The organism is Odoribacter sp. (genome assembly GCF_985060555.1).
The window spans coordinates 25,627-49,046 of sequence record NZ_CFKYFN010000055.1 but is presented as its reverse complement, the minus strand read 5'-3'; the positions used below and the strand labels follow the sequence as shown (position 1 = coordinate 49,046).

General features: G+C 46.1%; 12 protein-coding genes. All 12 read right to left on the bottom strand.

From position 1 onward, the window contains the following. Positions 1-331: 331 nt before the first annotated feature. The 12 genes from AC5RDS_RS07155 to hypD all read right to left on the bottom strand — a co-directional run bounded on the left by AC5RDS_RS07155 (position 332) and on the right by hypD (position 23,384). On the bottom strand, positions 332-1,618 hold the full coding sequence (locus tag AC5RDS_RS07155) for a M64 family metallopeptidase (protein WP_118104768.1): 1,287 nt from the start codon (positions 1,616-1,618) through the stop codon (positions 332-334). Positions 1,619-1,676: 58 nt separating this feature from the next. Further along, entirely contained in the window at positions 1,677-4,079 is a 2,403-nt protein-coding gene (locus AC5RDS_RS07150; RefSeq protein ID WP_013613781.1) for a glycoside hydrolase family 127 protein, read from the bottom strand. Positions 4,080-4,103: 24 nt separating this feature from the next. Further along, positions 4,104-6,338, bottom strand: a complete 2,235-nt coding sequence (locus AC5RDS_RS07145) for a S9 family peptidase (RefSeq protein WP_013613780.1) — start codon at positions 6,336-6,338, stop codon at positions 4,104-4,106. 15 nt (positions 6,339-6,353) lie between these two features. Beyond that, positions 6,354-8,336, bottom strand: a complete 1,983-nt coding sequence (locus tag AC5RDS_RS07140; RefSeq protein ID WP_013613779.1) for a retaining alpha-galactosidase — start codon at positions 8,334-8,336, stop codon at positions 6,354-6,356. Positions 8,337-8,484: 148 nt separating this feature from the next. After that, positions 8,485-10,413: a transglutaminase-like domain-containing protein gene (locus AC5RDS_RS07135; protein ID WP_147347783.1), complete on the bottom strand. Its 1,929-nt coding sequence runs from the start codon at positions 10,411-10,413 to the stop codon at positions 8,485-8,487. Between the two features lie 31 nt (positions 10,414-10,444). Next, entirely contained in the window at positions 10,445-12,232 is a 1,788-nt protein-coding gene (locus AC5RDS_RS07130; protein ID WP_013613776.1) for an O-antigen ligase family protein, read from the bottom strand. Positions 12,233-12,313: 81 nt separating this feature from the next. Further along, on the bottom strand, positions 12,314-12,934 hold the full coding sequence (locus AC5RDS_RS07125; protein ID WP_147350600.1) for a hypothetical protein: 621 nt from the start codon (positions 12,932-12,934) through the stop codon (positions 12,314-12,316). 60 nt (positions 12,935-12,994) lie between these two features. Then, entirely contained in the window at positions 12,995-14,374 is a 1,380-nt protein-coding gene (locus tag AC5RDS_RS07120) for a DUF1735 domain-containing protein (protein ID WP_494222281.1), read from the bottom strand. Between the two features lie 24 nt (positions 14,375-14,398). Beyond that, complete coding sequence (locus AC5RDS_RS07115; protein ID WP_013613768.1) at positions 14,399-16,267, bottom strand: RagB/SusD family nutrient uptake outer membrane protein; 1,869 nt, start codon at positions 16,265-16,267, stop codon at positions 14,399-14,401. Between the two features lie 17 nt (positions 16,268-16,284). Then, the gene (locus AC5RDS_RS07110; RefSeq protein ID WP_013613767.1) at positions 16,285-19,398 is read right to left on the bottom strand and encodes a SusC/RagA family TonB-linked outer membrane protein; all 3,114 of its coding nucleotides are present in this window, start codon (positions 19,396-19,398) and stop codon (positions 16,285-16,287) included. A gap of 67 nt (positions 19,399-19,465) precedes the next feature. Further along, the gene (locus AC5RDS_RS07105) at positions 19,466-20,575 is read right to left on the bottom strand and encodes a hypothetical protein (protein WP_013613766.1); all 1,110 of its coding nucleotides are present in this window, start codon (positions 20,573-20,575) and stop codon (positions 19,466-19,468) included. Positions 20,576-21,014: 439 nt separating this feature from the next. Continuing rightward, complete coding sequence (hypD, locus tag AC5RDS_RS07100) at positions 21,015-23,384, bottom strand: trans-4-hydroxy-L-proline dehydratase (protein ID WP_013613765.1); 2,370 nt, start codon at positions 23,382-23,384, stop codon at positions 21,015-21,017. Positions 23,385-23,420 lie beyond the last annotated feature (36 nt).

Sequence of the window (23,420 nt, the reverse complement as noted above, 5' to 3'; positions counted from 1 at the left end):
GTATTTGGCACCCTCGATTTATTCGTATCCCTATTGGAGACTGAAATCAAATATCCGATTCTACAAGGGGGTATTTTGCCTTTTTGGACACCCTCTTTTTTTATTCTGCCCTAAGTTTAAGAACCGCTTGCGGCATACCTTCCGGGCCGACTTTTACCGTAATCTGTCCGTTTTTTCGTTTACTCCTGCTCATGGCTATCGCCCGTCCGTTCCAAGTATTGCGTTCATTCTCCAGATAAGATCGGAATCTTTCAGCGAGGCATGTCTACTCCGGAATGTTCCGGGAACACTCCGGACCATCGGCCTGCATATTAAAAATTACTCCGTACGATCAACGGCACAGAAAATCGATTTGCTTCCGGATCGCCTGACTACATACGGGGCAAAAGATATCGATGGTATGCAGGTTATTCATCAGACAGTTGGGCCATGGACGATACACTCCTTTATTCACATAGCCACCTCCTTCATAAACCCCTAATTTCTGAGGTGTTTTTTCATTGACAGGAGTAGGAACCGGCGTTTTCGTGTCCAGCATCTTTTTCCATTCCTTCCGGCCGAAATCGGTCAGGGTGGTCAGATTGGCTTCCCATGGCTCTACATCGGTCGGATACATATCGTTGTACGACACGTTGCCAATATATTCATCCCCTAATCCCAGCAACACATGTCCGAATTCGTGTACATAGATTTTACCGGTACGGTTAGGATGGTGAGCTGCACTGATACCATAAAAATTATAGATTCCGCCACCACCATATTTCTGCGTATTGGACAACACATAAATATGATCATACGGCACATGGGCAGCGATATCCCGGAGTCCCTGAAAGTCCTCGATCATTTGATAACGTTCCGAGTCGAAGGTATAGTAGCGGGCTTGAGCCGCCGTATTCCGCCATACATGTTCGCCGGGAATAGTCACACCCGATTCCATCGAAGGGGCCCACACCGCCCGGATATTAAAACGGGCAGCATTCTCCTTGAAAGGAGAGTAACTGAAAAACTCTTCAGCAAACACCCGGCAGGCAGCTGCAAATTTCTCCTTCTCATTCTGGGTATACCCTTCGGGAACGAGTACGATATCTACCCGCGTCGAGGGATTACCGTTATAGGCCACCTCGAAGGTCTCGTAGCGGGGAGTAAACTTTTTCACAAAATAAGAATTGGGATCGATGTCCTGTTCGAATTTCTTTTCAAAAACTCCTTTCCGGTTACGGGCATAGATCTCGATCCGTACCTCATTTTTCGGGTAAGGGAAAACCACCGACTCAGGCATGGCTTTACGCACAGTCTGCGCTTCGGGAGTGGTTTGCCACTCATTGAACAAGGTACAATAGCTTCGGGAATAAATCTCTTTACCACTGGCTTTATCGAAGATTTTAAACAATTGCACCCCATAACCGGTATCATCCAGCAGAGACACTTTCGAACCTGCCCAATAGGGTTCTTCCTTCAATTCGTCGAAAAAATACTCCTGGTTCCGGCTATCTCCGCAATGGTAGTAGTCGAACCGTAGTGTCTTGTCCAGAAAATACCGTTCAAAGGGTGTCTGGGCCGTCAACTCTCCTGTCATCCAGGTACAGAAAAATAAAAAAATGATTTTCAATAAGTTCATGTTTTGTTAGTTTGATTTTCTTTACAAAAATAACAATAATGACGAGGTAAGCCAAAAGTTATTTCACTTCCCACTCAAAAATTCCTGCCGCATTATCCTCCGGCAATTGAACTTCGAGTTTCACCGCAGCGGTTTTCACCGGTTCGAATTCCACCGTACAGGGAGCATCTTTCTGAATCGGATAATCAGCCGTATTTTTCACCGGGACCCATGCTCCGGCTTCATTTTTATAATATACCTTCCATGCTTCCGGTATCCGGCAACCACCCCACGGGCCGTCGTCGAACCAGTAAACGGTAGAAGAAGAGACAGTCTGTTCGCCTTTGAAGTCGTATACAATCCATTCGGTTGTATTCTTTTTCGGCCACCAATGGTAATAAGGCATCGAGCGATCCTCGGGATTCTGTGGTTGCAAACGGTCGTTTACCGCCGAGATAGCACTACTCCGGTGAGAGGCAGAAACCTCACTTTCGGAAGCAATCGTCGGCGGCATTGCCGGACGGGTAGCATTCAGGTCGATCGGTAGCCAAACGGTCATCTCTCCGGCTCCCCGATGTGCCCATGCATAATAAGGAATCAGGGATAAAGTGACTTCTTTTGCCTCCAGACGTCCCTCTTTATCGAACTCCAGCGTCTGAGCCTGTGTTTTCAACAGCTCTATGCCGTACAACAGATCACTGCGGTTTTCTACGGTAAATTCGGGTGTTTGATTCATCAGGATTCCCCGGACACTGAAATCATTATCCGGCCATTCGGCACAATACACCACCGGTCCTCGCTCGACGGATACCCGTCCACGATCGGCTTCCACTTTATAATTCGCTTTTACAATCCGCGGTTCCATATCGAAATGAATATCTACGATATCCCCTTTTTTCCATTTGCGTTGAATGGTAAAATAACCTTTTTCCAGCGTACTCTCTGCCGGCTTACCGTTCACTTTCACTGTATAGCCTAGTTTTTTGCCATCGGCATAACGGTACAAATCGCTCGGTACGACCTTTCCCTGCACCCAACCCGGAATCCGGATTTTCATCGCAAAATCGGAAATTCCGCGGGGAGTCACGGCCACTCGTATATCCCCGTTCCAGGGATAAGAGGTGGACTGTTTCAATCCTACTTTCTTCCCGGCGACTTCGAGGGTCGATTCGTTGGCCACAAACAAATTGACATAAACTTCCTTATCTTTCACAGCATAAATATATCCCGGAACAGAAGGAATAAAACGGCAGGCATTCGACGGGCAACAGGCACATCCGAACCAGGGCGAACGTTGATGCTGGCCGATAGATTCCAAAGGATTGGGATAAAAGAAAGCCCCACCGTCCAGAGAAATCCCCGACAATACGCCATTATAAAGGGTACGTTCGAGTACATCGTAATATTTGGCATCTCCTTTCAGCAGAAACAAGCGATAATTCCAATACACATTACCGATAGCGGCACAAGTCTCACAATAGGCCGACATGTTGGGTAATTCGTAATTTTTACCGAAAGCTTCACCACTGCCGGTAGCTCCGATTCCGCCTGTAATATACAACTTTTTAGTAACGACATTCTCCCAGATCCGGTCGATCGCATCGATATACTCCTGATCACCGGTCAGGGCAGCGACATCGGCGATACCGGAATACATATAAGCAGCCCTGACAGCATGTCCGACGGCCTCGTTCTGTTCCAGAATCGGCTTATGAGCCTGGCTATATTCGTCTTTCCGTTCCGTATATCCCCGCTTATCCAGGAAAAATTTCGCTTCATCCAGGTATTTTTTATCCCCGGTCACCACATACAACTTCGCCAAAGCCATCTCGGCGATCTGATGTCCGGGCACTTTCACCTGCTGTCCGGGTTTATCACCGATCTCACGGCAAACACAGTCGGCATAGCGGATCGCAATATTCAGAAAGTTTTTCTGTCCGGTAGCCTGATAGTGAGCGACAGCCCCTTCAACCATATGCCCCAGGTTATAAAACTCGTGGCTCAGGTCTTCCACTTTTTCCCAGCGTTTCGATCCGGCCCATTCATGGGGGTGTTCCGGATTCATCGTCCGGGAAGTATACAGATATCCGTCCGGTTCCTGTGCCCTGGCAACGATCACCAGCACACTGTCGATATATTTTTTCAATTTTTCATCCGGATACGTCTGCAACAGATAGCTGGCCCCTTCGATCGTTTTATACACATCGGTATCGTCAAAAGAAAATCCGGTTACTTTATTATGAGGACCGGGATTAGCGGCCATTTCGAAATTCTTGTAGCGTCCTGTTTCTTCGCATTTACTGAATGCCAGCGGAATCGTCACTTCACGGCTGGCTTTCAGTCGTTGTCCCCAAAAGGCATCGTTCACTTTTACAGCTGTAAAAGGAACCGGGGTAATGGGATAACCGGTATGTCCATTCTTCTGAGCACACACACTCAGTGCCAGACATGCGGCAACAAAAGTCATCACTCTTTTTTTCATAAGCTTTTTATTTATGATTCGATTTTATTTCTTTTCCTCTTTATTCCAATCCGGAGTTTGCAGGCCTTGTAAATGCCGGATAAAGAAATCCCGTCTTTTCCGTTCACCGTAAGCTCCGCCCATCGTATGCCGCTGGTTGGGCAATACTACAAATTCAAACTCTTTACCGGCACCGATCAAAGCATTCACCACCTGGAAAGTTGTCGAAGGATCGACATTATCGTCCAATTCCCCCAGGATCAGCATCAATTTCCCTTGCAGACGATAAGCATTCACCGTATTGGAGCATTCTTCATATTCTTTTCCGACGGGATACCCCATCCACTGTTCATTCCACCAGATCTTATCCATCCGGTTATCATGGCAACCGCAAGCAGCGACACTCACTTTATAAAAATCAGGGTGGAACAATACAGCTCCCATCGCATTTTGTCCGCCTGCCGAGCAGCCATAAATCCCAACCCGGTCGATATCCATCTCAGGATATTTAGCCGCCGCAGCCTTCATCCAGGCGATCCGGTCGGGAAAGCCTCCGTCTTTCAGGTTTTTCCAACATACATCATGGAATTTTTTCGAACGGTTAGCCGTCCCCATTCCGTCGATCTGTACCACGATAAAGCCCAATTGCGCCAAAGCGGCATCTACCGGAGATACGGTGAAAGATTTCGGGACAAAAGAATCGTGTGGTCCGGCATAGATATACTCGATTACGGGATATTTTTTGGACGGGTCGAAATCTACCGGACGGACGATAACTCCCCAAATATCGGTTTCTCCGTCTCTTCCTTTAGCACAAAACACTTCAGGCATTCTCCACCCTTCTGCCAGCATCTTGCTGATATCGGCCTTTTCCAAAGACAACAAGACCGATCCGTCTTTCGCACTACGCAAAGCAGCTACCGGCGGACAATCGATCCGGGACCAGCTATCTGTAAAATAGGTATAATCCCTGGAAAATTCCACTTGATGGTTTCCATTTTCAGGTGTCAGGCAGAGCAATTCTCCATTCTCTATATTCAGCCGGTATACTTTCTCGAGATAGGGATCTTCACCGGCATCTTTTCCGCACCCTACCAAATAAACCACCCTGGCGGCATCGTCCACATGCAACACCCGTTTCACTACCCATTCCCCTTTGGTCAGTTGTCGTTTCACCTGACCGTTATCCGCATCATAGAGATAAAGATGGCGCCATCCGTCACGCTCCGAAATCCAGAGGATCTCGTTCCGGTCTTTCAGATCGTAGCGATACAGCAAATTATAATAAACAAAAGTAGGCATCTTCTCCCCGATCAGCACTTGAGCCTTCGGGTTGTCCCCGGTGACTTTATAAACTATATATTCCTGATGTCCCCGTTTGTTATAATCGAAAGTAAAAGAACGACTGTCATCGGCCCAACGGATATTGTTCAGGTTAAACTGTTTTTCCGGTTCGGCAAACTCGATATTTACCTGTCGTCCTTCCTCCACCAGAAACAATACCGGTCGTTTGACAGGCAGGGCATCTCCCGGTTTCACATAATCGATCTCTTCCATTTTGGGTTGCAGTTGTCCGGCAGGCGAAGACACGACGGTCTTCAATTTCCGGATCCAGGCGGGGCGGTATTTACAACTCACCAATTTCCGGGAATCCGGCGACCAGCTGATAAAAGAAGAATAGTATTCTCCGGGGGCTCCGTCGTAGCTCAGCCGGTTCACCTTGCCGCTACTTATATCACGGACAAACAGATTTCCTTCACTGACAAAGGCTTCTTTTTTTCCATCGGGCGAAGGAGTAGCTCCCTGCCAATTCTCTTCATTCACACCTCCCCAGTGGCCTTCCCGGCGGCGGGGTTCTTCTTTCACCTTACCGATCACCTTATTTTTATTCCGGTCGTAAGTATATTTCATGCCTTCGGTCACAAAAGTCAGTTGTTTCAGATCGTCCGAAAACACAATCTCCCGGAAAGGCATTTTCCCGGGTTCCACTTTTCGTCCCAGTTCAGCCGTCAATGCTTTAGCCATAGCTTTCTGATCGAAAGCCGGTTGTTTCTGTCGTTTACCGGCATTCACCAGTATAAAATCAGTACCTGCAGGAGTCTTGACCGCATACCAGCAAAAATGTGTATTTCCGATCCAGCGGGGAGTGATATTCCCTCCAAAATATCCGGCCTCATACTTTTGCCTGAACCCATCTGCTTCGGCATATTTTTCTTTCAGCTCCTGTGCACAAACGGCACAACTGAACACCAATAATAAAATAACAGGAATAATTTTCATAAGTTTATAATTTTATCAGTTATGATTTTTCTTCAACCTGATAGCAAATCCTCCTCCCGGAGCAAGTTGCATCTTCAACCGATCCTCTCTTTTTACATCACGATATTCATGCCGGTAATCCTCTCCCTTTTTATCCGCATTTATACCGTCGCAGAAAATTTCAGCCCGGAACATCCCTTCCGGCAAGAAACTCAAATCCAAATCCACCGTACGTGCTTCCCAATCGGTCAGTCCTCCGACAATCCAGTCTTCCCCCACCCGCCGGGCTGTGACGATATATTCTCCCATTTTCCCCTGCAATATCCGGGTTTCATCGGCCACAACGGGTAAACCGGCGATAAAGCGGGTACATTCGGGTTCTTTGCGATAGGCGGTCGGTGCATCACACAACATCACCAACGGACTGTCGAACACGATATAAGTAGCCAATTGATGACAACGGGTCCCCTGACTCATCGGGCTACTGTAAATATCCCTGAAGTCCTTTTTCACTGCATTCCGCATAGCTCCCTGGGTATAATCCACATTCCCGGCCATCATACGAATAAAAGGCATAGTTACGTCGTACAAAGGCATATCGGGATTACTCCATTTCAGTTCCTCCATGCCGAATACTCCTTCGAAATTGATCGCATTCGGGAAAGTACGGTTGATTCCGGTCGGTTTATACATACCGTGAAAATCCACGAACAGCTTATATTTTGCAGTAGTTTCCGCGATCCGGTAAACCATCTCTACCGCTTTCTGATCATCCCGGTCGAGGAAGTCGACTTTGAAGCCCTTAATCCCCATACCGGCATAATACCGGCAAGCCTTTTCGAGCTGCTCGTCCAGCACGTTCATCACCGCCCACAGAATCAGTCCGACCCCTTTGTTGCGGGCATATTCGGCCAATTCCGGTAAATCGATCTCCGGAACAGTGGTCATGATATCTCCCTGTTTGGGATCCGACCAACCTTCGTCGAGCACCACATATTCGATTCCTTGTTCCGCAGCAAAGTCGATATAATGTTTATAAGTCGGCGTATTGATTCCTACTTTAAAATCCACTCCGCTGATCCCCCAGTCGTTCCACCATTCCCAGGCCACTTTCCCGGGTTTTATCCAGTTGTAATCACCGATCCGGTTGGGAGCGGCCAGCGCATACACCAGATGATTCACCGGCATCTGAGTATCTTCTGCAGTCACTGCCATAATTCTCCAGGGAAAGGTACATTTACCGGCTACCCGCGCAATATAAGGCCTGCGGGTTTTCACCGTCTCCTGACAACGCCACTTATTCTTAAACGTTTCCTGAGGATAGGCTGCAAACACCCCTTTCAAAGCCGGCGTTTTTCCATCTCCACAGACGAACATGCCCGGATAAGCTTCCAAATCGGATTCCAGTAAGGTCAGTTTCACCGCACCGGCATCCACAGTCAAGGGTAAAAAAGCAGGTAACTCTGTATTATATTGTGTAAGAGGAGCTTTGGTGTAAAAATTTTGAAAAGCCATATTCCAGGGATCTTTCGGATTGGTAGAATACGGTATATAGGCTTCGAAATCATCAGCAAAATTAAATTCGGCCCTCTCCTCCACCACTGTCATCTCTCCTTTCCGGCCGGCCACGAACCGATAGGCCATACCATCGTTATAGGCCCGCATCAGCAGTGAAAAACCATTGTTCAACCGGAGTTCGAGTTCATTACAATCGATTCCGAACTCCTTCACCCGATAGAACGGAGCCTGTACCGTCTCCGACACATGCCTCTGTTTTGTTCCCGTTATACGGATATTTTCCCAATGATCGGCTTCCGGCAGGTCGGTATGAAGGGCTATCCGGGAAGGTTTTAATAAAAGCCGGCCATCATAGAAAAGTGAATAAGCTATCCCCTGTCCGGCAGTCACTTCGAGTTTCACTTTACCGTCCGGCGACTTTAAAGTATACATTTTCACTCCGGCTTGCAACGCCAAAGCCAGGACAAGTAATACTCCTGTTCCAACGATTTTTTTTACCATATTCAATTTTTATAAAAATTTACTCTCCACCGTTACTTTTCTTTCTATCCTCCCATTTCCGCTCCGTTAAGTGAGGTTAAAAATAGTATGAACGAAAGAAAAAGAATGCAACAAAAATTTTTTTAGATGCAAAAATCGTACAAACTTCCTACCACCACACCTGTTTTCCCTGTTCGTACGTAAATATCCGTTCTTCCACTCCCTCAGTGAGATCCCTCAGCCAGTAGAGGTGTCCGGCAGGAACTCCCTCATAATCGAGTCCATAGGTGTCGGGCACCTGCCGTCCCATCGTGTACCATTGTCCCCGGTCCCACACCAACAGTTCGTATAGGTCGCCCGGTTTGACAAAATTATCGTCGTTCCGGGGAATGTAACAGATCCGGCTGACGCGGACAGGTATCGCCAACTGCAAACCGGCCCAGGAGGTATCGGCATCCTGAGCGGCAAAATAGGTATGTTTGCTCCCATCATAAACTTTTGTACAATCCCAGGTCTTTCCGTTCTCCGCCGAAGGTGTACCGATACAGGCCCCCCGGATCAGTTTACCGTCCGCATCGAAAAACATCGCCTCTGCAATACAACTATTGGAACCTTTCGGTCCCCGGTAACGCAGATAGCGAAATTCCGACGGACAGTTCACCCGTACCCAGTTCGAATCGGGAAGCGGCACTTTAGTAATCCGGTGGAGCACCACGGCATCCCGGAAATCCGGCGTATTCGCTCCTTCGAATACCCCCTGTACCATCAAATCCAGCAGCAAGCGATCCATAGCCGTCCCGGTATATTTTTTCACCAGATGCATCTTTTGTACTCTTTCGTTCCCACCACGGATGGATTTCACTTCATGATTCTTCGTATAAATAAAAGGATCGCCGGCCGCCGTCAACTTTCCTTCCCTGTGGTATACGGGCAAATAGACAATCGCCGTATCGATATTATTGAATACCCCCTGAAAACCGGCTGCAGTCCCTACCGCTACCGGCGACCAGCCGGCATTATTGAAGACCGCCAGGTAGCACAACCGGCCATCGCCCGCCGAATCGTACAAGGGTACAACCGCTACATTCCGGCCGAAATACTCGTCCGACACATCCCGCAAAAAAGGTTTTTTCAGTATCCCCGGAATATCTTCGTCGGGATAAGACACAGCCCAATTAGTGGTTTGTACGCTGAAATAATCCCGGTACACCTTTCCATACTTTTCTTCCATGCGTTCCTCCCGGTCGATATTATAGTAATTCCACAGGTAGGGAAGCTTTCGCCCATTGGTATCCACCATAAATGTCCACATATGCGAACCGATCCGGTGGGGATTCTGCACCACCCGGTCGATTCCGCAAGGGATCCCCAATGCCCGGAACAGGGCCACATTGAACCCCGACAACTCCCGGCAACCTCCGAATCGTTCGTCCAGTAACTGCAAGGCTCCATATTCCACAAACGACAAATCGGAAGATGCATACCAATTCTGCTCGGCCCGTAAGTGATCGTTCAGAGCCGAAGCGACAAACACCACATCCGGATTCACGGCACAGAGCGAGTCGCACAACCGTCCGTAACGCCGTACATACGCCTCTTGCCAAAATTCCAGGGGTTCCCTTTCAATCCGGTAAGGCAGGACAAATTCGCAAAAATCTTCGAAAGAATAATACGAAGCCCAGGGCCGCTTCTCCCACACCCCGAATACATAATCGATATGCCGGATAAGGAAATCGGCCGTAACCGACCGGGCATCGTTGCGTTTCGTCCACCTCCTGACATCAGGCTCGCCGAAAGTCTTCCACAATTTGTGTTTGACCGCTTTGGCACTTAGTCCGGTCCGTTGCATCCACCGGTATCCTTGCCTGAGGCTATCCAACTGCGCACCTGTATAGAAATAATGATAAGGCATATTCCCGATCAAAAAAACGGCCGCCCGATACTTCAGCGAATCATTCCGGTAGTGGTCGAGTACCTTTTCCAGTTCCACGCGGTTTTCCCCGGCATACCGCAACGCAAAATCGAGCATCGTCGGCCGCTGACAGCTACTCCACAGCAACAACAAGCCAGATAAGTAAAAATATAGGATTTTCATCATCACATTTGTTATTTAGGGTAAGCAAAAATCATTATAATTGTTTCATTTCTGTCTTCATTTCTTCCACTGCAGGTGACCACACTTTGGGTTCTTGGTCGATTACCTGCCGGGCCATATCACGGGCCTTTTCCATATCTCCCATTTCCCGGTACAATAAAGCCAGCAGGTAAAGCGGATAAATGCGATGGGGAATCATATGAGCAGCCTGGACATAAGCTTTCTCGGCCCGGTCATATTGTTTCAGGGCCTGATAGTTTTTCCCGAGCTTATTATACACCATCGGATCGGCACTGAGTTCCGCCGCCCACAAAAAAATCGCCGTCGCATTTCCATATTGGGCGTTTTGAAATTGACATTCGCCAAACTCGAACACAAAAGCCGGCCGGTCGGATAGGGCAGAAAATAAAGGTGTATACCGGTTTAAAGCCTCTTGATAATCTCCCTGACGGAAATAAGCCCTTGCGGTTTTCCATGTTTTATAGGCGGTTTCCTTTTCTGTCAATCTCCAGGCAGCAACAAGCCCCAGTACCATAACCGGTAACCACAGGATTTGTCCTGCCCAGCGTCTTATCCTTACTCCTTTCGCACCGACATTCACACTCCACGCCAATAACAGCACAAACAGCATCGCCATCGGTAACATATGCAAAGGATAGGAAAAACAAGCGAATACCAGAAATGCGCTTAAAGCGCCCGATACTCCACCGGTTTGCTGCGTGTTCCTTTTAAACAGCCCTCCCGACGCTATACCCGTTATCGATAAAAACAAGCACAAACCGATCAAACCATATTCACCTCCCAATTGCAAAAACTCATTGAAACCATATTCAGGAGCATCAGCCACATATTCTTCCCGCGGATCTGCAGGACTGTTTGCAAAATAAACCGCCTGAGCTTCTCCTAAAGCACCCGGATACCGACCGATACCGACACCTAGCCAAGGTTGGGAACGCATCACCGCCAGATCCATTTTCCATACCAACAAACGTCCATCGGCGGAATCCTTTTTCAGCAAATACAATCCACCCCCGATCGATAATCCCAGTAATAAAATACCCCCCAGCCAACATCTTTTCCAACCTCGTCCTATCCGCCCTATTCCCCTCCTAACGTATTCCCTCGAGCGTTTCTGCCTCCACACAACAACTCCGCAACCGGCTCCGGCAGCCACCCAGGCACTCCGGCTCATGCCGGCCGGTAAAACCAGGATGATCGAAACCAAACAAATAACTCCGAGTCCGTACACGATTTTATCAACCCGGCAAAGAGGCTTCGGCCCTAACAGAGTATGCAAAGCCACCGGTAATATCACCGCCAGAAAACCGCTGTAGGGGCCCGGATTAAAAAAACTCCCGGTCAAGCGGTATAAGCTATGGTATTGATCAGCCCAACCGTATACCTGTAAAAATCCCCATATCGCTTCGATGCTCCCGGCGAGCAATAAAACAAAGGTAAAAAGCAACCTCTGAGAAACCTTCCATCCTCCCAAACCCCGACACACAAAATACAGTCCCACTAATAATATCAATAACAACGTTTGCGTTTCTCCCCTGAAATCATTCAACAAAAAACTTCCCACCCCATACAAAGCGAACAGCACCACACCGACATCCACCCATCTGAAACAGAATTGAAAATTCCGTTTCCATGCCACCATCCATGTCAGCAATAAACCAATCCCGACAACTTCTGCAAAACGGAAATATTTGGCGGTAATTATACCATCAGCATAATCATGACCTAACGATAACAAAGGAGTTAAAAAGATTCCCAATAACAAGACTCCCCCATACGGTCTATTTATTTTCCCATCTGCCATAACTTATTTATTTTCGTTTCCCGTTAAAAAATACTTACCACGATAGCCAGTAATAAAGGCCATCTCATAAACCTTTGCATATCATAAATGTTTAAACTTCGTCAGGATCAAAACCGGATTCGAATCTGTATTCAAATTCTGGATTACTCTTTCCAACTCCGGATTTGTAATTTTAAGAGCCCCATCTTTCACGCGCTCGAATATATTATATTGATCAAGAGTCGAAAAACTTACGTGAGCAATAAAGTAATCTTCAAATATTCCGCGTGCCTCATATCCCTCAAAGTAGTCGAGTTCCTTCAAATGTTCATAATAATCGCACCACCTCAATAGATAAGTCTTATCTTTCATTTTATCATACAAAAAAGGCTGCATATAATTACCTTTCTTTTTTTTATCGGCTATGTATCCTAGAAAAAAATCCTGATTTTCGTAAAGTAACGTAAACACTCCTTCTTCACTTCCATCTATATCAACAAATCTATCTGAATTATGATACTTTTCCCAACTTGAATTTTTTATTTTAAAATAGAAAATCGGTCCATAAGTTGTATCGGATAATATTTGATAAATTGTATCTGAATAGATTGGATGATAACATGAACGTTCATATCCTTTAAAGATTTGCCCTCCTCCCTTATATCCTACTTGAAGAGGTAAATAACGATACCCTTTAAGAAAATTTTCATTACCTTTTGACAATACCAAAGCATATAGTACTTATCGAAACACGCATTTTGACACACCCTCATCAGATAAAATTCAATCAAATATCGGATTCGAAAACTCTCTTTTAATCGTATAATCCCCCCAACTATAGCCACCCGACCATTCTAAATGAAGTACCTGAGAATTAGGATCATACCAGCTATTATTAGCTGAAACTGGTTTACCCCCCCAGTTCCAAATATCGCCAAACCAACCGGCCAAAACATCTACCTTTTTCTTTCCACTATTGTCATAATCTTCCTCGGTAATTTTAATAATAGGTGAACATTGCTCGAACATAGTTCCACTCCAACCAGGACAAAGAATCGCTTCATCATCCAATATCCAACCAGACATCATATTCTGGCAATTTTCATCACCGACTGCATTTGCAATAACAGCATGACGGGTATATAATTTCACGGACAACACACTACCAGCTGTTGTACTAATTCCGGATTCTCCTTCAAGAATCGTTTCCGTCCACGTTCCGGTCCACTTGGCTTTTGTAGCTACTTTTACATAAGTAACAGCACCTGCTTGAATCTTGACAGACGGATTGTCACATCCGGTAATCCGAATGGGTAACATATAAGATTTACCTTCCAAATCATACCCTGTTTCTCCGGCAAGTTGCACAGGATCTACCTCCATTTCTGCCGTTCCCGAAACTTCACCGGCTTTGATTTTTAACTCAGGAGTCGTATAACATTCAGGCAGCAATTCATAGTTCGTTCCATATAATTGGTTATAGGAATCTAATAAAGCAGGATCAGCTTCATAATCGAACGTCAGTTCCATACTTTCATTATCAAAAGGCAAATCCATAATCAGAGGTACGATGATCTTATCCATATTCGTACCTCGCCAAGGATCACAATCCGCTTCTATCAAACTCCCTCTTCCGCGCAAATTTGCCTGAGGTGTATTCAGCCGGATCGCCAGCAACAGATAATCTTTATCGGTATTGACCTCTACCCCCTCGGTCAGGCTCTTGATCCGTACCGGATAAACGTACTTCACTTCTTCATCTTTCGGAATCAGTGTTCGAAGAGTAGTCATATCGAAAGTCAGTTGTGTACCTCCCAAGGTGGCGTCGGCAGCCAGACTCAGGCGTTTTTGCCCCAAAGTACCGACATGCTCAGGTAATACTTCGAAATCCAGTCCCTCCTGAGTCAGCTCCTGATAATCGGTCAGTACTGTCGGATCGTACGACAATTCTACTTCGGCGGCATTATCGTAATAACCGCTCTTATCCACATATACATCCCATACCAAAGATTCTTCGCCCAGATCGTATATTTCTTGCAGGTTGTAACCACTCACTCCCAGATAAAGTTTGGAAGGATAGAGCTTCAGATTCGACTCGTCGATTTCTCCGCACGAAGCCAATAAAGAAGCGACAAAACAAAGAATTAAATATTTGATTTTCATCTTTTTTCGTTTAGAGGTTAAACATTACCAACCGGGATTCTGTTTCAGATCCGGATTCTTCATAATAGCAGTCTGTGGAATCGGCTGTAAATACTGTCTTTCGAGGAAAACACGGGTTTCGAAAGCCGTACGCTGATAATATTCGGAACGCAAAGCATTCTTAGAAGATATGTTTACATTCATACCGTAGGTTTTCCCATGATTGGTCTCCGTTGCAATCTTCCAGCGATTAGCATCGAACCAGCGGATATTTTCGAAAGCAAATTCCACCTGACGTTCCCGATGGATCAGGTCACGTGCCAGATTCTGGTCGCTTTTTACATCCGGATATACGGTCTCGATATCCGGCACACCACCCCGGTTACGCACGGCATTCCAATAGCCCAATACCTCGTCGTCCAACTCACCCAGCTCAATCTTTGCTTCCACATAATTCAGTAAAATCTCGGCATAGCGGAAATTCGACCAACTCCGTTCATAATTCAGATTGTAGGGATTCAGGGTCGATCCCGGATGAACGAATTTAGTAATCAAATACCCGGTACGGTTATAGTCCGAACTATTACTGCCGTCGGTTCCGTATTTATTGATATACACCGGTTTATCGGTTACCGTATTCGGCCATACCCCTTCGTTATAGAATATACTGGCATAAAAACGGGGTTCCCGGTTTTTATACATATTGAACATCTCGCTGGTAAAACCTTTGTAGTCCAAATCAAAAGTAGGTACGGTAAAAGTGGAAAAGCCGGATTCTGTATAACCGGATTCCTCGTCGATCACCGGCGAACCGTCGTTGTTATAGCCGGTAATCGGATAACGCCCGTTTTCCATGGCATAAGCGTCTACCTGGAACTGAGTGGCACAATTGGTGGCATGCCCATTCAGGAAACGATCTCCGTTCGGAGCAGGTCCTTGTTCCAGTAAATAAACGTAATACGTATTGTTTGCTCCGGGAAATTCGGCATCGATCAATTCACTGTTCCAAGCCTCGATAAATACTCTTTTATAGGTTTTCCCTTTTGCATTCTCTTCATCCGAACCGGTCAACAGCTGATGAGGCAGGGAACCGTCTTCACACATATCGATGAAGTTCTTGGCAGCATTGGCAGCCACTCTCCATTTTTCCGGATCTTTGGTTGTCGGGAATAAAGCCGTTCCGTCTTTTTTCTTTACCGATGAAAAATAAGCATTACCGTTAAATAAGGGACTTGCCGTATAAAGCAATAAACGGGAACGATAGGCCAGGGCAGCACCACGGGTCGGTTTACCTTTGTAAGTATCTCCCTGAGTCGGTGGCAACTCGTAAGCCACAGCTTCCAACTCATCACAAATCCACTTCACACAATCTTCCCAGGAGTCTCTTTCCCGATAAATCGTGGAATTTACATCGATAATCTCATTTTTCACCAACACGATAGGTCCATAAATCATAGCCAACCAATAATGACACATCACATTGATATATCTGGCTTCGGCAGTCCAGGCTTCCAGTTCGCCATCTTCCAATTCTTTACATTCTCCCACATGTTCGAGGAATACATTGGTTTCCCGGATTCCGCGATAAAGAGGAGTCCAGAAGTTAAGAGAAGGATTGGAGGCCGACAAAGTACCGTTCTGCATAAAAGCATACACCCGAACAGCACCCCATTCCGCCTCATCGCTGGCAGGTACAAAAGGCCAGCCATACATCGGCGGAACGATACATACCGCATCATACTGTTCCGGCAAGTAAGCATAAGCATTGGCCAGATATTGCTCGGTAGTGCTACGTTTAGCGAATACCCCCTCGATCGTTTGCATATCGTCGGGCTCTTTATCCAGGTACGAATCACACGAAACGGTCAGAAAAGCCAAACCGACAGCGATATAAAAAAGTATTTTTGATTTCATAATCTTCATGTTTTAGGTTAGAAGTTAATGTTCACGCCGAAATTAGCGGTACGCATCAAAGGATAACCACGTCCGTCCGTTGAATTGATTTCCGGATCCCAGAGTTTCACATCCTTGGCAAAAGTGAGGAGATTCGTACCGGAAACGAAGAAACGCACTGTTTTCAAACGCAATTTTTGAGTCACCGATTTCGGTAAAGTATACCCGAGTTCAGCAGTTTTCAAACGCAGGAAAGCTCCGCTGCGTTGCCACCAGGTGGAATTTTTATAGTTGCTCCCATGCCATCCTTCATCATACAAGAGAGGGATTTCTGCATCGAAATTCTGTTTGGCCGGATCGAAATATTTATCTTTCAAATCATCCAGAAAACCTGTCCGTCCGATATTCGGATAATTGAACGGGAAATAGGCATCTCCCAGGAAAAAAGTCGTCCGGGCCACCCCCTGGAAAAACAACGATAAATCGAATCCTTTGTAATTCATACTTACTCCCATACCGTATACAATTTCCGGTACATCGGAATAACCGATAGGCACTTCGTCGGCATCGTCGATTACGCCGTCTCCATTGATATCTTTATATTTGATGTCTCCGGGTTTGAGGTAGGAAGTACCGAACTGGGAAGGGCTATTGGCAATCTCCGTTTCATCTTTAAACAATCCGAGTGCTATGAGACCGAATTGCTGGCCATATTTTTGTCCGTTCCGGTTCCGGTATTTATCGATATAATCGGGTTGATCGTTATCGATTTGTTTGTTGCGGGCATACGTAAAGGTTCCCCGGGCCGACAAGAAAAACTCACCGAAACTTTTATCGAATTCGAGCGTTGCATCGATTCCCTGATTCTGCATCTTTCCGACATTGGACCACGGCATGGTAGATACCCCGACATAATCGGGTAACGACTGCCGTTGAACAAAAATACCTTTCCGTCTTTCGTAAAAATAATCGGCCTGTAAACGTAAAGCATTGAATAAAGACAATTCAAAACCGACATTTGTTTTGGTAGATACTTCCCACGACACATCCTCATTGGCATACTCTCCGACAGCAGTACCTCCGGTATAGGTATGGGAAGTACCCCAATACGTTCCGTAAGCTCCGACAATCGTAGGCAAATACACGAAACGCCGTCCTCCTCCGATTTCGTCGTTACCACTCTGACCGATAGAAGCTTTCAATTTCAACATATCGATGATATGGGTTACACCACCCATGAATTTTTCATTCGAAACAATCCAGCCGATAGCACCTGCCGGAAAGAAACCGAAACGATTACCGCTGGCAAAGTTCTCCGATCCGTTATACCCGAAATTTCCTTCGATAAAATACCGGTCGTCGTAAGAATAAGTCACTCGTCCGGCAAGCCCCTGATCCCGGTAAGGCAAAGCGTCGATAGAAGAACCGGCAGCTACCTGATAATTCCGCTGGTTGTATAAAAAGAGTGCTCCAACCCGATGTTTCCCGAACAGCCGGTCGTAGTTGATACGTCCTTCCAAATATAAAGCGCGTTCTCCATTCGCATAAGAAGTATAGCTTAACGTATTTGAACCTAACGACTTTTCCTCGTATACCAAATTATTATCATCATCTCTCATCCGGGCGTACCAGGTATGAGGCGAACCTCCCCGCAAAATCTGATTCCAGGAATTGGCATCGAATGAAAATTTAATTTCAGCCTTCAACCCTTCGGTCACCAATTTCGAAAAATCCTGTTCCAGAGCTATCATGGCGTTTATCTTAGTCCACCAGTTATCGTTATACCCTGCCTGAGTCAAAGTATTATAAGGATTCGGAACTGCCTCCCCGTATTCGGCATAACGAACAGCCCCATCCTCATCCCGATCGGGATAAAATAAAGGCATCACGTTCGGAGAAGTATTCATCGCATCGTTAAATATCGAGCTAATACTGTTGTATGGCTGATGTTTGGTCTCCATACTTCCACCGATATTCAGTTTCAGAATCGTAGTGGGATGAAGGTTTACATCCACATTAGAAGTGAAATTATAGCGTTTGTAATTGATCCTGGAATCCCATTCATGTTCGGGATCACTGATAAACAAACCGTTTTCGTTAAAGAAAGCGCCTGAAATATAATAACGGGCAATACTCCCCCCACCGGTGACATTCAGATTCACCCGTTGTTGAGTAGTATGATTTTTCATTAAAGCATCCAACCAATCGATATCGGGATACAAATAGGGATCACTGTGATCTTTGTATTTTTGAATTTCTTCAGGAGTATACAGAGGAGCCTTATCGTGAGAAGTACGGGCTACATTATACATCTCGGCCCAGGTAGCCGAGTTCGCCATTTTGGGCACTTTGGTAGGTGTAAGGATACCGACCTGTGCTTTCACGTTGATATCGGGTCGTCCCTCTTTTCCCCGCCGGGTATTCACGATGATCACCCCGTTCGCTCCCCGCACTCCGTAGACGGCTGTTGCCGTAGCATCTTTCAGGATAGAAAAAGATTCGATATCTTCGGGGTCCAGCAAGTCGAGACTTCTTTCCACTCCATCGACCAGGATCAACGGGTCTTTGTTGGCACCGAAAGTACTGATTCCCCGGATCCAGAACTCGGAACTTTGCCCGGGTTCACCGCTTCGCTGCACAGCAACCACACCGGCCAGACGCCCCGCCAGACTGTTACTGATCTGTCCCGTCGGTTGTTTCAGTTCAGCCACTCCGACAGTCGTGATCGCTCCGATTACACTCTCTTTACGTTGAGATCCATAACCGACGACAACGGCTTCCTCGATCATTTCACTGGTTTCTTCCAACTGGAAATTAATCACATCTTCTTTTCCTAATACCACTTCCTGGCTTTTATATCCGATAAAAGACACCGAAAGGATTGCATTTCCCTGAGGGCGGTTGAGCGAATAATTTCCGGCAGCATCCGTTGCTGTTCCGCTGGTCGATTCCTTAAACCATACCGTAGCTCCGACAATGGGTTCTCCGGTCTTTTTATCGGTAACCCTTCCTTTCACTACCCGTTTATGTTGCTGTGGCGCTGCCGGCGTATCGCCGGCATAGGCTGTAAAACTACCTGATATACCAAAAAATACCAGAGTCGACATCCCCAATAGCAAACGCAACATGTTTACTTTTAGCATTTTCTTCATAAGACATCATTTAATGGTTTGTAATAAGTAATTGTATGTATAAGAGAGGTTACTTACCCCTTACTCTTCAATCACATTTTATTTCTATCGTATATTGGTCCGTATCTCCTTTCAAATAAGCGATCTGAACCTCATAAACCGGAATATAACGGTAGGTTTTGCTCTCTCCGTCAACGACTTCGATCAAGAGGACGCCATATCCGATCCCTCCTCCCGCACCATTGAACAGAGTGACCGGTGATAAGCTCAACAAGCCGTCGGTCCCCAGTGTTTTTTTCATAAAAGCAGTAACATCGACAGTGTTTTTATACATTTCCTCCCGGTAGATATTGACTGCCGCATATTTCACCGGTTGTCCGTCCCGGGTAATATTCAACACTAAGTTCTTCGGATATTTGGGTTCTTCCAGCGGAATGAATCCTTCTTGTCCCCGCACCAGATTTTTATTCCGGTTGATCAGTAATTGTGCATATTCGCTCCAGGAATCTCCCCCCCAGCAAATATTCATCATACAGGTCACCGGGCTGAACAAGGTCCCGCTGATCGGGTTCGTTTTCACTTCCATCGCATAGATATCGGGAACTCCGCGGGCATGCCCTAATTCATGGGCCAGGCATTCGGAAGTTTTGTAAGGGGATAAAATATCGTAGGTAGTGGCCCCGCCGTCAGGTGCTCCTTTATTGTTATCGGAAATGCAAACGACCTCGATCCCCCAGCCGGTCCAATCGCTATGTACCCGTTCATCGGAAAAATCACCGACTTTACCGTCGAACATCACAAGATAAGGATAATCGCCCCGATAGGTCACAGCATGATCCAGGACTTCCTGAGAAGAACAATCGTATACACAAGTTTCGTCGAAGAAAGGGACAAATTCTATATCGGCATCGAAATAGGTGATTCCTTTTTTCCCATGGTAAAGCTCTCTTACTTCTTTAAAACGCTGTTTCAATTTATTGTTTACAACGTTTGCGGAAGAACCGTAAGATTTAAAAGTCGCCCGGTCGAGCATTACTTTTACATCGAAACTCCATACTTCCCGGCCGGTCTGTTCCCCTCCTCCTTCCTCTCCCGGTTCATCTTTAGGCGTAACCTCGTCTTCTCCGTCACTACTACATCCTGCCACCGCCAGACATAATAATAAACTCAGCCAATAAAAAATTTGTTTACCTTTCATAAAATATATTTGTTAGATTACAAAAAAAATGTTCGTTTAATTTAGCAAAAGTTTATAAGGTTCATAAAGTCCTTGGATCCTGCAGCCGTTTGATTGATTGACAGTTGTCAAATGACACTTGACAATGTATTTTCAAACCTATACTTTCTTCTTTATTTATTTGATAATCAACAATTCCCCTCTTTGTTCTATTTCTCATTTTTTCCTCCTCATTTTTTCTAATGGAAGCGATGCTTCCAGAAAATTGTCAATTGTTAATTATCGTTTGTCCATTTTTCTTTTGGCAGCTTTCCGCCAAAAGAAACGAACGTTTTTTAAGTTAACAGATGTCGCACATTAAAAAATCTCTATAATTTCAATAACTATTCACACTTTCAGATACGACTTATGCTTTTTGCTGTAGAAACTACTTCAAAAAGCACCAGTCGTTAAAAATGTATTAAAATGTCGTTTGTTCCGTACGACAAATGATCTCGTTCTGCAAATCTTCGCCCAGGTCGTTGAAATAATCACTATATCCGGCAACCCGGACAATCAGATCCCTGTAGTCTTCGGGATGTTTCTGAGCTTCCCGGAGCGTATCGGCATCGACCACATTAAACTGGATATGATGCCCGTCCATCCGGAAATAAGCCCGGATCAGATGTACCAGATTATTACATCCTTCTTCGGTTGAAAGAAGCGAAGGAGTAAATTTCTGATTCAGTAACGTCCCGCCGGTTTTGATATGATCGATTTTGGCGGCAGAACGGATGACTGCCGTCGGTCCGTTCGTATCGGCCCCCTGGACCGGAGAGATGCCTTCCGACAGCACTTTCCAGGCATTCCGTCCATCCGGAGTAGCTCCGGTCACTTTACCGAAATAAACATGACAGGTAGTAGGCAACATATTTACCCGATAGTCCGCCCCCCGGGGAGATTTATGTCCCGACAAAACATCATAGTACATGTCGAACACCTGTACCTCCTGCTCGTCGGCATAATCATCATCGTTACCGTATTTCGGAGTATGATACACCAACTGATACTGCAACTCTTCGAACCCTTTGAAATCGTTCGCCAAAGCTTTCTCCATAGTCTCCATCGCGATGGTCTTTTTATCATACACATGATAGCGTAAAGCGGTCAGCATATCCGTAATGCTACCCAGGCCCACCCCTTGCACATAGCTACTGTTGTAACGGGCGCCACCACACATATAATCTTTTCCGTTCCGGATACAATCTTCGATCAGTACGGACAAGAAAGGTACCGGCATATATTTCATAAATATGCGTTCGATGATATTGTTACCGGTCAGTTTGATCCGCATAAAATGTTGTACCTGTGCTTTATAGGCTGCAAACAATTCCTCATAGGTCCGATAATCTGTAGCTGTCCCGGTTTTCAGACCGATCTGTTTGCCGGTCCGCTTATCGAATCCGTCGTTCAGGGTCAATTCCAGAATTTTCGGCAGATTAAAATAGCCGGTAAGGATATAAGCTTCGGTACCGAAAGCCCCGGTTTCCACACATCCCGAGCACCCGCCGTTCCGGGCATCGCGGACATCTTTTCCCGCCCGCAACATTTCCTGTACCAAAGCATCCGTATTGAACACCGACGGTTGACCGAAGCCGGTTTTGATGATTTCGACAGCAGCCCGGATAAAACGGTCCGGATTTTTCTTACTGACCTGAATCATCGAACTGGGTTGCAGTAAACGCATCTCCCGGATTACATCCAGCAGGATATACGACATCTCGTTCACCCCGTCGCTACCGTCTTCCTTCACCCCTCCGACATTGATCAGACAAAAATCGGTATAAGTATTACTTTCTTCAGCCGTAACCCCCACTTTGGGCGGAGAAGGATGGTTGTTGAATTTCACCCAGAAAGACTGCAACATTTCGTATACTTCTTCCTGAGTGACCGTCCCCTCTTCCAGCTGTTTTTTATACAGCGGATACAGGCTCTGATCCAAACGTCCGGGATTGAAAGAGTCCCAGGGATTCAATTCGGTAACCACACCCAAATGGATAAACCAATAATGTTGTAATGCCTCATGAACGGTTGTCGGAGCATGAGCCGGTACCCGACGACAAATCGCAGCCATTTTCTCCAGCTCTTTCTTTCTCACCGGATCTTTTTCTTCAGCCGCCAGCTCTTCCAGGCGTTCGGCATACCGTTCGGCATAGCGGATCATTGCATCACAAACGATATCCATCGCCCTCAGCTCGTCGCGTTTATCCACGCCTTCCGGATCGTTTACCAGGTCGGTCTTAGCCAGACTTTCGGCTATTTCTTCTTTCAAATCCAACAACCCGGTACGAAACATCTTTATCCCTAAAGCCGTATGTCCCGGCGCCCTTTGTTCCTGAAATTCCGTAAATACACCGGCAGTATAAGCCTCTTTCCACTCCTGTGGCAAATTCTGAAATATCCGGTCGCGATTACTTTTCCCTTTCCAGTAGGGAATAATGATATCCCGGTAAGCAGCCCGGGTAGTTTCATCGGATTTAAAGGATACTTTCGGGCGATCGTTCAATATCTCGAGATCTTGTAACGAGTGGATACAGATTTCGGGATAAGTCGGAGTAGCCTTCGGGGCCGGTCCCCGCTCGCCGACAATCAATTCACCCTCATTCACACAAATATACTTATGTTCCAGGATATATTTAAACGCTAAAGCCCGTTGAACCGGTACCGGTTCGGCATCGGCCATCCCCGATTGATAAAATTCAGTAATCAGTAAAGCTCTTTCCGCCGAGATCCGATTCTCAGCATTCAGACTCTGCTCACGTAGTTTTCTGATTCGTTCGGTCATTTTCATAATAAGTATGGTTTTGATTTATAGTTTTTTAACAGG